This window comes from Vibrio sp. 1580, assembly GCF_033340055.1.
In genome coordinates, this window is record NZ_JAWOVT010000009.1 from 18,150 (window position 1) to 33,295 (window position 15,146).

General features: G+C 44.6%; 10 protein-coding genes and 1 tRNA gene. 5 read left to right on the forward strand and 6 right to left on the reverse strand.

The window, feature by feature from the left end; genetic code table 11:
- The first annotated feature begins 37 nt into the window (after positions 1–37).
- The 3 genes from R7093_RS15325 to R7093_RS15335 all read left to right on the forward strand — a co-directional run bounded on the left by R7093_RS15325 (position 38) and on the right by R7093_RS15335 (position 2,209).
- On the forward strand, positions 38–1,171 hold the full coding sequence (locus R7093_RS15325) for a flagellar assembly protein FlgT (RefSeq protein WP_025768949.1): 1,134 nt from the start codon (positions 38–40) through the stop codon (positions 1,169–1,171).
- A gap of 175 nt (positions 1,172–1,346) precedes the next feature.
- Positions 1,347–1,423: transfer RNA gene (locus tag R7093_RS15330), tRNA-Arg, on the forward strand.
- Between the two features lie 279 nt (positions 1,424–1,702).
- A complete protein-coding gene (locus R7093_RS15335) occupies positions 1,703–2,209 on the forward strand; it encodes a hypothetical protein (RefSeq protein WP_005382011.1) in 507 nt (168 codons plus the stop codon).
- 114 nt (positions 2,210–2,323) lie between these two features.
- On the opposite strand, the gene R7093_RS15340 is transcribed toward R7093_RS15335, so the two are convergent.
- The 4 genes from R7093_RS15340 to chiP form a co-directional block, all read right to left on the reverse strand.
- Entirely contained in the window at positions 2,324–3,286 is a 963-nt protein-coding gene (locus R7093_RS15340; RefSeq protein ID WP_005382010.1) for an OmpA family protein, read from the reverse strand.
- 640 nt (positions 3,287–3,926) lie between these two features.
- Entirely contained in the window at positions 3,927–5,354 is a 1,428-nt protein-coding gene (gene gltX / locus R7093_RS15345; RefSeq protein ID WP_005384075.1) for a glutamate--tRNA ligase, read from the reverse strand.
- A 177-nt stretch (positions 5,355–5,531) separates the two neighbouring features.
- A complete protein-coding gene (locus tag R7093_RS15350) occupies positions 5,532–6,128 on the reverse strand; it encodes a DUF2057 domain-containing protein (RefSeq protein ID WP_005382008.1) in 597 nt (198 codons plus the stop codon).
- Between the two features lie 123 nt (positions 6,129–6,251).
- Positions 6,252–7,373, reverse strand: coding sequence for a chitoporin (gene chiP, locus R7093_RS15355; RefSeq protein ID WP_318146726.1), 1,122 nt, complete (start codon positions 7,371–7,373; stop codon positions 6,252–6,254).
- A 478-nt stretch (positions 7,374–7,851) separates the two neighbouring features.
- On the opposite strand from chiP, the gene R7093_RS15360 reads away from it, so the two are divergent.
- Both R7093_RS15360 and R7093_RS15365 read left to right on the forward strand, forming a co-directional pair.
- Positions 7,852–10,548: a copper-translocating P-type ATPase gene (locus R7093_RS15360; RefSeq protein ID WP_318146727.1), complete on the forward strand. Its 2,697-nt coding sequence runs from the start codon at positions 7,852–7,854 to the stop codon at positions 10,546–10,548.
- Between the two features lie 21 nt (positions 10,549–10,569).
- Complete coding sequence (locus R7093_RS15365) at positions 10,570–11,019, forward strand: DUF411 domain-containing protein (RefSeq protein ID WP_258626387.1); 450 nt, start codon at positions 10,570–10,572, stop codon at positions 11,017–11,019.
- Positions 11,020–11,084: 65 nt separating this feature from the next.
- Here the strand turns inward: R7093_RS15365 and R7093_RS15370 are convergent, their stop codons facing one another.
- Together R7093_RS15370 and R7093_RS15375 are read right to left on the reverse strand one after the other, a co-directional pair.
- A complete protein-coding gene (locus R7093_RS15370; RefSeq protein ID WP_005382004.1) occupies positions 11,085–11,777 on the reverse strand; it encodes an oligogalacturonate-specific porin KdgM family protein in 693 nt (230 codons plus the stop codon).
- 439 nt (positions 11,778–12,216) lie between these two features.
- On the reverse strand, positions 12,217–14,868 hold the full coding sequence (locus R7093_RS15375; protein WP_318146728.1) for a beta-N-acetylhexosaminidase: 2,652 nt from the start codon (positions 14,866–14,868) through the stop codon (positions 12,217–12,219).
- Positions 14,869–15,146 lie beyond the last annotated feature (278 nt).

Below are 15,146 nucleotides of genomic sequence, written 5' to 3' on the forward strand. Positions count from 1 at the left end.
TGTTAAAGCAATATTTATACCCGAACGGTTGTAACCAATGAAAAAAATATTAAACAGTCTGTTTTCAATCACTTTAGTGATGCTTCTGCCTTTTAAGGTAATGGCATCTTGGTATGAAGTCACAGGCGTTGCCACCATCGTTTCTTCAGAAGAGACGGCAAGGCTCCATGCGTTGGAAGACGCGCTGTTCAAAGCCGTCAATTTTTCGGGCGCAGATATTGGCAGTATTAGCAACTTGATGCCGCTATTAGAAGAAAGTCGCAACGAATACCAGTTTACCAATCATGAAGTCCGTTACATTTTGGTGGAGTCTGAACGCAAACGTCGCGGTAAAGTCGAGGTAAAAATCCGCGTTGATATTTATCCATCGGCAACGGGTTGCCACACCGATCAATACAAAAAGACAATGCTGGTCGGCAATATTGAGGTCGCATCACCACAACAAGCAGTGATGGGACAAATTTATCAAGTTGGTGACGATTTTAGCCACGTAGTGAACCGTCAACTTGATCAAACCTCACGCAGCTTTGTGTCTGTTGGTACAACGGACTACTCAATAAGCAGCAACTATCCTGCTCGCACTCAAATGATCGCGCAAGACAATGGCGCACAATACATCATTGGAGGGGTCATTACCGATCTCACTGCAACGGTCGAATCTCAACTATTGCAAGATGACATCATCAATCGTCAGTTTGCGTTAGAAATGAAAGTATTTGATGGTAAAACTGGCCATGAAATCTTCAACAAAGCCTACCGTGAGGTCGCGCGTTGGCCATTTGCTAAGACGAGTCAAGTGGACACTCGTAGTGCACGTTTTTGGGCATCGACCTATGGCGAGATGATGCTTCGCGTTAGTCGCAATATTATGTTGGATCTGGAGTCGGAGCTATCTTGCAAAATTACACTGCCAGAGGTTGTGGCAGTCTTCGGTAATACCGTAACGATGGATCTCGGCCGTATGCACGGCGTAAAAGAGGGAGACAAATTGCAGCTTTGGCACACCGCGTCGTTTATCGACCAAAATGGATTGCCAAGAAACAAAGTCTCGCAAAGCGAAATTACATTAACGGTATCACGCATATACGAACACGAAGCGGAACTGACGATTGATCAGCCAAATTTAGCATCTAGCGTTCAAATTGGCGACGTAATGAACAAGATCCTATAAAAGCAAACATTAAGTCTTGAGATATGCTCACTTTTGAATATCATAGGCAGCGCATCTTATTTGATTATACCAATGACCGTAGCGAATCGTTCAACGTGATGCTGATACAGATCTGGTAGATTGCTAGATTTGAACTCAGTAAAACAGTGCAATGAACTGCAACTATTGGTATTACGCCCCCATGGCACAGCTGGATAGCGCAGTCCCCTCCTAAGGGACAGGTCGTAGGTTCGAATCCTACTGGGGGCGCCATATCATAGCCTTAGCTCCCACTTGAGCTAAGGCTTTTTTGTATCTTCAATTTCAAGCCTCGCACTGCTCCCCCTAGTACATCGTGTTAGGTAATCTTCCCAGTAATCAATATGATCGGATCAGGTGTTTCGGTTACGGGATAAAGCCTTCTACTGATCTGACTTCTTCCCCTTGAAATCATTTCAACAAGCCCTATTTACAGTTTTGTATTTTATTACTTTAATTATCTATGAGTTTTGCTTACCCTTTTAGCTATTAATAAAATTATTAGTTAGCACTATGTCTAAGAGCAATTTAATAACTAACACTGGACACCGCTTTATTTCTAAAGGCAAGACAGCCTTTAAGATACATATCCATACCCCCGAGGATACGGTACTACACCGCTCGGTTGGATTTGTTCGTATTGGAGAAAAGAAAGGCTTACAAAAAGCCATTAAGCTGAGAAACGAGTTAGGCCGGCAAATGTGGGGCAAATTCTGGCGACGTCTTTTGAAAGACCCTTACCTAATGACCAGGCTTCCACATAGCGTTGAGCCTAAAATCGTTCACAAGCCTAACCCTACTCTTGAAAACCCTGACAACCGAGATACGTGTTACATCGCCAAGTGGCGAGAGTTCAATGATGACGGTGAGTATAAATATAAAACGGTGGTTCGCTCTATTAGTAAGTACGGCAAACTTGCCGCCTACATGCAAACCAAAAAAGCGTTGTTAGAAGCACATAAAGATAACTTGGAGATCCTGACATTTATGGGGCGTTTAAACAGCATTGATCTTAAATAATACCTGGCCACTTTGAACATTTCAGTCAGTTTTTAAAGAGAAATAAAAAGCCCCAAAGAGCGAACTCTTTGGGGCTTTCAGCTTCAGTCTTCTATACTACGGTCGAATAGGAGCTTATTGCTGAACTTGGTATTCAAATTCTGGAACAACGACTTCTACGCGACGGTTTTGTTGACGACCTTCACGAGTGTCGTTTGAAGCGATTGGGTTGTTTTCACCTTCGCCACGAGCTTGGATACGTGATGAATCAATACCTTTTTCAACGAGTGCGTTAGCAACAGACTCAGCGCGTTTCTCAGAAACTTTTAGGTTGTAAGCTGCTGGGCCAGACGTATCTGTGTAACCTACAACTTCAACGTTCGCTTGTGGGTGCTCGTTTAGGAAAGCAACTAGGTTATCAAGTTTTGCAGCGCTCTCTGGTTTTAGAGTTGTGCTGTTTAGATCGAAGCTACCAGTGCCGATTGTTTGAGTTTCGAATGTTTTCGTTACAACTACTGGCTCTTCTACCACTTCTTCTACAACCACTTCTTCAACAACAACTGGCTCTTCTACGATTACTGGCTCATCGTTGCCGCCGAATTTGAAAGAAACACCTAGTGTTGCAGTGTTACCTGTCGCACGAGTTACATCGTTGCTGATGTCAGTCAGTGTTTGGTATTCCGCACGAGCTGTTACGTTTTGGCTTAGGTTGAATTCAAGACCAGCCGCGCCTAGGTAAGAGTAATCATCTTTGCCATCAAACATTACGTAAGCGCCACCCACTTTACCGTAAAGTGCGATGTCTTCAGTGATTGGTAGGCTAAATTTAGGAGCAAGAGTGATTGCTTCTACGTGGCCACCGAAAGAAGTTTGGTTAAAATCACCGATGTTGTCGAAACCCGCTTCTACTGCGAAGTATTTATTCATTTCGTAACCAACAAAAGCGCCAAGAGTAGAATCGTCTTTGTCACAAGCCTGGCCCGCTACACACGCGTCTTCCATCCATGACTTACCCATCTTACCACCAACGTATACTTCTGCTTGTGCTGCTGAAGCCATAAGTAGAGACGCTGAAATTACCGCTGCTAATTTTTTCATTATTGATTCCTCTAAAGAAGTTCTTTTGTTAGATGCCGAAATGCGCCGTCTGACTGACGTTGTATTTCAATTCTTTTTATTCATTCCTTGAGTGAGATACTTAGTCAGCTTCTTTTTATGCACATGCATTTTTTTTATGGAAGCAACTTACGTACATTTCCTGTTCAGTGATACATATCGCCATCTCGGTATCGCTGACGGGATGAACTATAACGCTAAGAAATCGCGAGAAAAATCCCAATTCTGTCAATTTATTGTCATCAAAAATCTCGACAACATGTGATCTTAAGCAAAAAAATCCCCACGCAATCACGACGCAAACGTTTGCTTTATTTTTTGAAACAACATAGCTAAAGCAAAGGTTTTTCTTAAAAATGAGACAAACAAAATGGAACTTTAAGGAACATGGATAAAAATCAATCAGATACTTGATATATAATCGCTCGTTTTTTATTCATGCCAACGATATTTGGATTAAAAAATCTTATCCATATTGAGGTAAATTACAGGTGAAACCATCTCTTCATTCACCAATATGAGAGAAAGTTTCTCGTTATCTAAATTGAAGATACAAAAAAGCCGCGGTTGCTCACCGCGGCTTTGTGACTATTTATTCAAAAGAACGTTCAGTTCAAAGCAATTATGCGTTTGCTTCACGCTCAGCAATGAACTCAAGCGCCATCTTAATGCGAGCAATACAACGCTCTTTTCCAACCAGCTCCATTACTGCATCGACAGAAGGAGACTGACCGCCTCCTGTTACAGCAACACGTAATGGCATACCGATTTTGCCCATGCCGATTTCCAACTCTTCACATACTGCTGCGATAACGCCATCTTTGATGTTCGCTGTCGTCCACTCAGTTAGTGCTTCCACTTTCGCTAATGCAAGTTCTAGAGGCTCTTTAGCCACGCCACGTAGGTGTTTCTTCGCTGCGCCCGCTTCAAACTCAGAGAAATCTTCATAGAAGTAACGGATTTGCTCAGCTAGCTCAACTAGTGTGTTGCAACGCTCACCCACCAGCTTGATCACGTCAGTAATAGCAGGACCATTCGTTACGTCTAGTTTTTGTTGGTCTAGATGCCATTGTAGATGCTCAGCAACGTACGCAGGATCTGAGTTCTTGATGTAGTGGTTGTTCAACCATTGCAGTTTGTCAGTGTTAAAAGCAGACGCTGACTTAGATACTGCGTTTAGGCTAAATAGATTGATCATCTCTTCTTGAGAGAAGATTTCTTGGTCACCATGAGACCAACCAAGGCGCACTAGGTAGTTGTTTAGTGCCGCAGGCAGGTAGCCCATATCGCGGTATTGCATGACTGATACAGCGCCGTGACGTTTAGACAGTTTCGCGCCGTCATCACCCAGGATCATTGCACAGTGTGCAAATGTAGGTACTGGCGCACCTAGTGCTTCGTAGATGTTGATTTGACGAGGGGTGTTGTTGATGTGGTCTTCGCCACGAACAACGTGAGTGATACCCATGTCCCAGTCATCCACTACTACACAGAAGTTGTAAGTAGGTGAACCGTCTGTACGACGAATGATTAGGTCATCCATTTGATCGTTGCGGATTTCAATGCGACCACGGATTTGATCATCAAATACTACGCTGCCTTCTTTCGGGTTACGGAAACGGATAACACATGGATCACCATCTTTTGCCGCTTCGTTTGCTGCTTTGATTTTTGGATGGTTAGCATCGTAGCGAGGCATTTCTTTATTTGCTTCTTGCTCTGCACGGATTTCATCTAGCAGCTCTTTAGACGCGTAACATTTGTAAGCTTTGTCTTCAGCAAGAAGCTTATCAACCATTTCGTTGTAACGGTCAAAACGTTGAGTTTGGTAGTAAGGACCTTCATCCCACTCCAAGCCTAGCCATTCCATGCCTTCAAGAATTGCATCAACCGCTTCCTGAGAGTTACGCTCAAGGTCTGTATCTTCGATACGTAGAACGAATTCACCACCTTGGTTTTTAGCGTATAGCCAAGAGTAAAGTGCAGTACGCGCACCACCAACGTGTAGATAGCCAGTTGGGCTAGGAGCAAAACGAGTTTTAACCGTCATTTGAGTTCCTTAGGGGTAATGAGCAACGAGAGATCTCTCGTTGTAATGTCAAGGATAAAAGTGGCGACATTTTACCACCGTAAGTCAATTCTACAATCGGTTTGACAACAGAAATAAAAACAGGGCAGAACCAAAAAGGCACAGCCCTGCTATTTACTGTTAAAGCACGAGACGAAATTACTTCAGGTTACGCATTGCCCATTGCATAAATTCTTGCTGCTCTTCACGGCTCAATTCATTAAACGATGCTTTGATTGTTTTGGTTTCCGCTGGAGAAGACGCAATGCTTGCCTTAGTCGATTCTTTATTCATTGCGTTATTATAGTCGGCAACTTCTCGTTCGTAATCACGAAAACCTTGCAAACCACCTTTACGAAGTTGAACCATAGAGAATGCCACTTCTTTTCCGTTTTTGTCTTTCAATACCACTTTAGGATCGAGTTCGAAGGCTCTCGCCTCTTCAATAGTACGGAATGTTTGATAAGTCAGAGAAAGCTCGGTGTCTTTTTCTGCATCAAACTCTAATACCAGCGGCTGCGAATCGAATTTACGGCGCTTTCCATCTTCAAATACGATTTGTCCAACCGTTACCGCTAATTGGTTTTCCCCATCTTTTAACTCGATGCTGTTGTTCTTGGATATCCACTCAGGGTAGACGAACTCGCCGTTGAGAACGCGAGGAACTAATTCAGATTGCAGAGTGAGTTGAGCAGCAAAAGCTGGCGCCGAAAGCATTGCGCAAAGTCCGAGAAGTGTCGTTGTTTTTTTCATCATGGTTTCTCACTTTATACCAATTTAGATAAGCCTCTAAAATTTACAGGCCAGTCATTTCAAAGGCTTATTTGAATAAGTATCAAGATAAAAAGGGCGTTTCCGCCCTTTTAGCTGCTTCTTTAATTAGAAGTAGTATTCAACACCTACAGAGAACTCGTCGTAGTCAGCAGACTTCCAACGTGCTTCTGTTGGTTTATCTAATTGAGACGCACCGTCGCCAAAGTCTAGAGTACGAGCACGTACGTACAGCACTGCCGATGGGTCTACGAAATACATAACTTGTGCTGATAACACATCGTCCGCTGTATCGTTAATTTTCTTACCATCACGCTCTAGATCAAAGTTAGCGGCGTAAGCCAGTTTGTATTGCCAATCACCCGTGGTGTACATGATAGCGGCAGACATTGCATCTTGCTTTTCACTCACACCATTGCTTGCGTCCGCTTCCATGTATTTGTATTGCGCAAAGAAAGAGATCCCGTTATCAAACCAGCCTTGTGCCCCTACCAAGTACGTGTTGTTTTCCCACGTTTGGCTTTCCATCTTGATATTACGGTTACCTTCATATGCCGCATCTAACTGGATAGGACCAATTTTGTAGTGTGCTGCGATACCACCCCAGTAGTCATCCCCTTCACCTAGACCTGCTTTATCACCTGCACCAGCTGCGATATCTAGGGAGAATTTGTCAGCAAACATTGGAGAGTCCCAGCGGATAGTGTTTGATTGACGGTCTTGGTACTTGGCGCCACCAATAGCACCACCCCAGTCGTATACATCGCCGAGGCCAGGGTTAGATGCTGGCCAGTCAACCAATTCGTACATAGGTGTCAAAACGCGACCCAGGCGAATTTGCCCCCAAGATGCACTTTCAAAACCGACGAATGTGTCACGTTCACCAAGACCTGCGCCCTCGCCACCAAAGCTAGGGTCTACATAACCGCCTTCGATTTGCCAAATAAAAGTAGGGTCGAAGTTAGCAAATTGTTTTTTACCACGGAAACCAATACGAGACTCGTTGTTTAGCTGCATGCCACCCAAATCTTCGTCCGTTGCTTTGCTGCCAGAATCGTAATCGCGGTACGCGGCCTGCATCGCGATGATTCCGTAAACTTCATAAGAAAATGAATCTTTGGTTAGAAACTCTTTTGCTGCGTCACTGTTTGCACCATCAGCAAATGCAGCACCACTGAACATCATGCCGGTAATTGCCGTGGCAAGTAGGCTTTTCTTTAGGTAAGACATTATAAACCCCTATATTTTTAGTTTTTTCCATTTTCAAATTCACTAACTAGGACATGGCAGGAACTTGAAACAGTGTTTGGACGGGGCAAATATGACAAACTTTTTTCGCACTAAAAAACTTTCCCTACAGCAATCTGAGCGACTTCAAAATGAGAAGATCAAAAATAAAATAAATCAATAAAAAACAATTAGTTAAAATCAAATATAAAAAATAAAAAACGTTAAAAGTACGTTTTGACACTGAACTGACATTGAGAGCATCTAAAAAACGTGAGCGACTTCATTCATCTTTTAGGTGTTTTAACGGAACTTTATATTCAAAGAGAAAAAACCTTGAGATCACTCGCAAGTAAAATGACCGTGCACTTGTGGGATTCGAGAGATTTTGACGAAATTGTTGTGAGTAGCAAATGGGTATTGACCTTACCCTTGCAGGAAGGTTTAAGCTCATAGCATCACTACTATTGAGGTGCAGATTATGTATCAGTTAGTTATACCTTTATCAGGGCTCAACTGCATGGGCTGTGCGAGAAAAGTTGAGAATGCTTTACATGCGAATCACGATGTGGAGATCCTCAATTTGTCCCCGACGCAAGTAGAGGTCAAAACCGAGTCTTCTCTTAAAGAGCTCGTCTCGTCGATTGAATCTCTTGGTTACCAAGCAGGAAATCACTACGAACTAAACCTTTCAGGCTTAAGCTGTGGCGGTTGCGTCAAAAAACTTTCATCTTTATTAGAATCTAATCAAGACGTTATTTCTTTTGAGGCTTCAACAACGCACTTAGAGATTCGTACCCTCCTCTCCGAGCAACAAGTGATCGACTTAATAGCAACACTCGGCTATACCGCCAACCTTGATTCTGTTGAAGTAGAGAACGAAAGCTCACCAGAGACCGAACAGGTAGAACAGCAAAGCAATATTAAAGATACGCAGGTGCCACCAGCGAGTATTCAATTGCAAATGCTGATTCAAGGCATGACGTGTGCGAGTTGCGTATCTTCAGTAGAGAAAGCACTTACTAACGTGGAAGGTGTTGAGAAAGCACAGGTCAACCTTGCAGAACAAAGCGCACTAGTATTCGCAAGCCAAGACTCTGATGACCTCCTTAACGCAATTGTTGAATCGGTAAAACAAGCCGGTTACCAAGCAGAGATCCTACAAGACGCCGCAACCCAGCAAGAAAAGCAAGCACAGCAACAACGTCAGCAACAAAAACGCTTTAAACTGGATGCTATTGCTGGCCTTGTCGTCGGAGCCCCTTTAATGATTTGGGGCGTTGCTGGCGGCAATATGATGATTCGCAACACCAACGACCAATTAGCTTGGGGAGTGATCGGTATCGTATGTTTACTCCTTCTTGCCACAGCAGGGAAACACTTCTTCAGTAACGCTTGGTTAGCTGCTACTCACAAGCGCGCCACCATGGACACGTTAGTCGCGCTCGGTACTGGCGCAGCGTGGTTCTATTCGATGCTTGTGGTGATTTTCCCAGGCTGGTTCCCTCTTGCTTCACGCCACGTGTACTTTGAAGCGAGTGCAATGATCATCGGCTTAATTTCTCTTGGTCACTATATAGAAGCAAAAGCCAAAGCAAACACAACACGCTCATTGCAAGCTCTGATTAACCTGCAACCTCAGCAAGCTACGGTAATCACGGAACAAGGCGATCAACAAATAACGGTTGAGCAAATCACGCTAGGCATGAAACTGCGTATCAAACCAGGCGAGAAAGTGCCTGTTGATGGTGTTGTGATTCAAGGTGAATCATACATTGATGAGTCGATGCTCACTGGTGAACCAGTACCAGTGTTAAAAGCGCAAGAGGCTCAAGTGTCTGCTGGGACATTAAATACCGATGGTGGATTAGTCATTGAGGCAACGGGCATTGGCGCAAATACCATGCTGGCTCGTATCATCCGCATGGTGCGCACAGCGCAAAGCAGTAAGCCAGCCATCGCGAAACTGGCAGACCAGATTTCATCGGTGTTTGTCCCTGTCGTTGTTGGCATAGCAATACTGGCCGCGCTCGTTTGGTTTGCCGTTGGCCCAGAGCCAAAAGCGAGTTATATGCTGGTGGTCACCACAACCGTCCTGATCATCGCATGCCCTTGCGCTCTAGGCTTAGCAACCCCACTTTCTGTCACGGTGGGAGTGGGTAAAGCCGCAGAGCTCGGCATTCTGATCAAAGACGCCGACGCCCTTCAATTGGCAAGCAAAGTCGACACGGTTGTATTCGACAAAACTGGCACGCTTACCCAAGGTAAACCTAGCGTTCAGCAAGTGTTTACTCACGCCACCAGCCAAGAAGATCTATTGGCTTTAGCGTATGCGGCAGAGCGTCAGTCTGAGCACCCACTGGCAAAAGCGGTATGTGATTACGCCAAACGACACGACGCAAAGGGTGTCTCATTAGACAAGTTTGAGAACGTTCGCGGGCGCGGCATTTGGGCGACGTATCAAGATAAACCGCTGCTCATTGGTTCGCTTCAATTTATGCAAGCAGAGAACGTCGAGACTAGCGCACTAAAACCTGCCATCGATGAATGCGCAAAAAATGCGTGGACTCCGGTAGCTGTGGCATTGAACGGCGAACTGATCGGCCTGATCGCCATTGCCGACCCGATCAAATCAGATGCGAAACAAGCGCTCTCTGCATTAAAATCGCAAGGCATCAAAACGGTAATGCTGACGGGCGATAACCAACACGTTGCCAATGCTATCGGCCAAGAACTTGGTATTGATGAAGTGATTGCCCAAGTAATGCCAGATGAGAAAGCTCAGCACATTGAGCAACTTCAATCTCAAGGACATGTCGTGGCAATGGTGGGGGATGGCATTAACGACGCCCCTGCTCTCGCGTTATCCAACCTCGGTATTGCTATGGGTAGCGGCAGTGATGTCGCCATTGAAAGTTCGCAAATGACCATCCTGAACACGTCACCAATGGCGGTAGTACATGCGATTGAACTCTCTCGCGCTACACTTAAGAACATGAAGCAAAACCTATTTGGTGCCTTTGTTTACAACTCGTTGGGTATTCCAGTTGCCGCTGGTGTGCTTTATCCAGCGTTTGGATTTTTGCTCAGTCCTGTTGTCGCAGGAGCGGCAATGGCACTGTCTTCAATTACTGTCGTTAGTAATGCAAATCGACTACGACTGTTTTCAGTAAAATAACCACTTCTTTTTGAGGGTATTATGAAGTTGAAACTATTGACCTTTGCAATGCTTGCGACCGTGTCCGCCAACGTATTGGCAGCCGATGTCATTAACCATAAATCACCATACTGTGGCTGTTGTGGAGAATGGACAAAACACATGGAAGAGAACGGCTTTACGGTCGAAGAAAAATTGCACGATGACATGAACGCCATCAAACGCGATCTAGGCATCAAGAATGAACAGCTTTACTCTTGCCACACGGCAGAGATCAACGGCTATCTGTTTGAAGGTCACATTCCAGCCGAAGACATTAAAGCGTTTTTGAAAAATCCACCACGTAACGCAAAAGGCCTATCAGTATCAGGCATGCCAATGGGCTCCCCTGGTATGGAATATGGCGACAAAAAAGACAGCTATACCGTTTACGCCTTTAACGAAAAAGGCCAAGTGTTCGAATATAGCCACCACGAAGGCAACGACCAATAAAAACAAAGCCCAGCGAGATAAACCGCTGGGCTTTTTCTTAATGGACAGTTAAGACAAATATAAAATTAGAAGCCGTAAGAGGCACCAAATACAAAAGCGTTATTCACTAGGCTGTCACCACTCGCGTTTTCTGCACCGTGTGCTTGACTACGGAACTCAAAGTAAGGTTGAACACCTTTACGAGTCCACGTTGCACGAAGCTCGTGGTCCATGGTTTCCGCTTCAATCATGTAGACGTTGTTGTAGCTTAGCGTCACATCCTCATTCATCACGTAACCGATGCGGTTGTCCATGCGGTAATCTGTATCCGCATCTGCGTCTGTCGCATCAATGTGCGCACGAGTACGGTTACTTAAGGAGATGCCGTTATCGAAGTTGTAACCGATCTTAACCAATGGACGGTACTGTACATTCTCGCCAGCAGAGAACAGGTGTTGGTAACCCGCGGCAACCCATAAATGATCGGTAATATTAAATGACTGCTCACCACCCACAGTGATTGCTGGTGTTGTGTTACCTGCGCCACCGTTTTCTGTTTCCAGTTTACCCAACTGAATACCATCAAATTCGGTGTAAACCGTAAAGCCGCCGAATTGGTTATCAAAAGTATGACCAGCTTCCAGTGTAGACGTAACGTCCGAACCATGAATTCGACCATCATCGTGGAATTGAACATTACCTGTTACGTAAGAAGAACCAGCAAAAGCGCTAGAAGCGAAAGCGAGAGAAAGAGCACTCAGTGCAAAAATGTTTTTCATAATTACTGCCTTTATTTATTCACGTTATGCGATAGTTTTAGAGGGCATCTCTTCCCTTTTATCGCAAACTTTGGAATGTGCCTCCTTGGCGTTCGCAATATTGTTTTAATTAATTCGCGATGGAAAATAAAACATTTTAAAAAGTGATCTTGTTCAAACCGAAGCTCAACAACCCTGATAAAAACATGGGAAATACAGGCACTTATCGTATTTTTATAAAATTATTCAAAAAATAGAAGTGTGATCATAAACAGGTTGTTTATTGATATTTAGCAGATTAAGTCGATCCAGTTCACAATAACCTTGACCATTGCAACCAAAAACTTATTTATCAATGAAAAATAATTAGACATCGATCACGCTTAATTTCCTCAAAAAATAAAGAAAGCCCCAACATGATGTTGAGGCTTTGCCAAAAAATTAACTTACAAGAATCGAGTTATTTCACGCTGGTCACTCGACTTGCTTTCTCGCCGGTTGCTGACACAGAACGGATAAACACTTCACCTTTCACATTTGGACGAGCATTATCTGCGTAAGTTAGCCAGTTCTTGCCGTCTAGAGAGTATTGAAGCTTCACACCCGGGAACTGAACGTTCATTGCCAGTTTACCCTCTTCAACTTTCGCGCCTGGTACAGGTAGGCGGTAGTCGATACCCGCTTTTTCTAGCTTAGCCAGTTCGCGTTGGCCAAGTACGTTCGCAAAGCGGTTGTAGTCTTGGTTTAGCGCGACTTTGTCTACTAGGTTAGAGTTTTGCGAGTATTCAACACCCACTTTGTAGTCGTTTTCCCAATCAGCACGGTGCCATGCACGCTCAGCGGCTGCTAGTACGCGAGGGAATACCATGTACTCGTATTGCTCGTCGTTACGTACTGTCTCAGACCACAGCTGTGCTGATAGACCATAGAAAGGTTTCGCTTTGATTTCACCTTTACCAGTGAAGCCGTTACCATCGCGGTCTACAGAGGTTTCTGCGTTCTGAGGCATGTTCTCTGGTGCAAAACCAAACATCTTACGAGTATCTGTTGCACGCGTCGCCCAGTAGTAACCACGCTCTTTCGGGTCAACTTCGTACGGCATGTCCATGTACACGTAGTCTGGGTTAGAAACGATAACGTCGTAACCTTTCTTAGACCATTCGTACACTGATGATGTGCCACCCCAGTAAAGAACGTCCCAGAAGTTAACACGTGTGTTTTCTGTTGCGAACGCTTTCTCACCTTCACTGTACTTAAGGCCATCTTGCCAAGCTTGGAAGTTTGGAATGCCTTTCTCTACCACCATCTTCGACACTTCTTCTGCAAAGTGGCTTGGTAGATGAGCAAAATCGCTTACCGTACCGTCTGCAATTAGCGTCTGACATTGTGGTGACTGTGCGAATGGCTTGTCTTGCTTAGACAAATCAATGTTACCCTTCCAGCTTACTTTGTCTTCTGCGTTGATGTCTTGCAGACCAGCGCCTAGCTTGATGTTCTTCGCTTCGTCACCACCAAAGTGCCATGTTGTTAGCGGTGTGCCCGCTTCTTGGTGCATTGCTGCTACTTCTGAAATCACTTTATCAACAAAGCGAGTTGAAGATTCCATACATGGGTTGATGAAGCTTTGCTTGTTGTAGAACTGAACCGTCGTTACGTTCGATGTATCTTGAGGATCCATCAGGCGGTACTCGTTCGCTTCGGCTTCTTTACCTTCTTCCATTAGACGGTCGTAACGTGCTTCCATTGATACCACTGCTGCACGAGCGTGTGCTGGCATATCGATTTCAGGAATCACTTCGATGTTACGCGCTTTCGCGTACTTCAAGATGTCCACGTAGTCTGCTTTGCTGAAGAAGCCAGAACCAAAGTTGTCTGTCGTTGCACCTGAGCCAAGCTGAGGCAGTAAACAGCTTTTCTCTTCCAAATCGAAACAACGGTTAGCACCCACTTCAGTCAGCTCTGGCAGACCCGGGATTTCTAAACGCCAGCCTTCATCATCCGTTAGGTGAAGGTGTAGTTTGTTCATCTTGTACGCGGCCATTTGGTCAAGCGTTGCAAGAATCGCGTCTTTAGAGTGGAAGTTACGAGCCACGTCCACCATCACACCACGGTAATCAAAACGCGGCGCATCTTTAATAGACAGTTGTGGTAGAGAATCAGCATTTTGGCTATCTACCAGGCCAAAGATAGATTGTACTGCGTAGAAAGCACCTGCTTGGTCAAACGCTTTAATCGCAATACCGTCGCCTTTGATGCTCATTTCGTAAGCACCAGATTTTGCCAATTCACCGGTGAAGTCTGCAGGAACAACAGTGATGCTTACAGGAAGATCACCACGAACATCCACACCTACCACTTCTGCACGACCTTGAATTGCTGCGTATTGAGCCGCATCGAATGCGTCTTTAGGCAGCGCAATACCCGCCGCGATATCTACCGTACCTTTACCTGCTTCAACAGACATTGGCGTTGGTAGTAACGTGGTTGATACGTCTTGTTTTGCTAGATCTTCGTTCTTCTCGAAACGAGACACAGCGCTCGCAAATACGTTGTTGTCATCTGGCGTACGTTTTAGGTTGTTACCCTCAAGGCCAGTCACGAAAGATGCAACGTCTTCTGTGTTAAGAGAAGCGATCATCTTAGGCTCTGCATTTGGTGCAGCAACGAAAGCGCCTGGCATGAAGTCAGTTTCAAATAGCTGCCAGTATTCAGCAACAAGAGGAAGCACAACCTCTTCACCCGCAGCAAAACCATCAAACTTATCTGTTGGTTCTAGTTTGTGTAGATCACCCGTTACGCGAGAGATTTTAAACTGTTCGTTTTCAACATCCAGAATCAGACGAATGCTATGGAAGTAAATAGCCCAATCTCTTGAGTCAACCGCTTCACCTTGGTTAACCAGCGTCATGTTTACCTTGTTACAAGACGCCCACTCAGCCCCTAAGTCCTGACAAGCAAGACCTTCGTTTGCACCGTGGTTAGTCAACACTTGGTATTGAATATCAAGATTATTAGCCAACGAATTTACAACTTGTTGTTCAGAGCTTTGCAGCGCAGAGCAACCTGCTAATGTAGTGATAACAGAAACAGCAATCAGACTAGGTTTAAACATCTTACTTCCCCAAAAAAGTCAGTGGTTCAAAACGACAATGATAAAAATCTCGGCCCCTCAAATGCGAGGTACCTAACCGTTACATTCAACATACAACCTGTTATTTCTAAGCGTAAAATAAATAGAAATAGGAAGTGATCCAGCTCAAAAAATGACACTCAGCAAAAACAATAAAAACCTAATTTTCATGGAGTTACAATACACGTCAAAATCGAACAACTTGTTTTGACGAGTTTGCTGCGATCTAGGTCACTTATATTCATGAGTTACGACTGATT

Coding starts and splice junctions, on each gene's coding strand:
- R7093_RS15325 (WP_025768949.1), top strand. CDS start 38: ATGAAAAAAATATTAAACAGTCTGTTTTCAATCACTTTAGTGATGCTT.
- R7093_RS15335 (WP_005382011.1), top strand. CDS start 1,703: ATGTCTAAGAGCAATTTAATAACTAACACTGGACACCGCTTTATTTCT.
- R7093_RS15340 (WP_005382010.1), bottom strand. CDS start 3,286: ATGAAAAAATTAGCAGCGGTAATTTCAGCGTCTCTACTTATGGCTTCA.
- gltX (WP_005384075.1), bottom strand. CDS start 5,354: ATGACGGTTAAAACTCGTTTTGCTCCTAGCCCAACTGGCTATCTACAC.
- R7093_RS15350 (WP_005382008.1), bottom strand. CDS start 6,128: ATGATGAAAAAAACAACGACACTTCTCGGACTTTGCGCAATGCTTTCG.
- chiP (WP_318146726.1), bottom strand. CDS start 7,373: ATGTCTTACCTAAAGAAAAGCCTACTTGCCACGGCAATTACCGGCATG.
- R7093_RS15360 (WP_318146727.1), top strand. CDS start 7,852: ATGTATCAGTTAGTTATACCTTTATCAGGGCTCAACTGCATGGGCTGT.
- R7093_RS15365 (WP_258626387.1), top strand. CDS start 10,570: ATGAAGTTGAAACTATTGACCTTTGCAATGCTTGCGACCGTGTCCGCC.
- R7093_RS15370 (WP_005382004.1), bottom strand. CDS start 11,777: ATGAAAAACATTTTTGCACTGAGTGCTCTTTCTCTCGCTTTCGCTTCT.
- R7093_RS15375 (WP_318146728.1), bottom strand. CDS start 14,868: ATGTTTAAACCTAGTCTGATTGCTGTTTCTGTTATCACTACATTAGCA.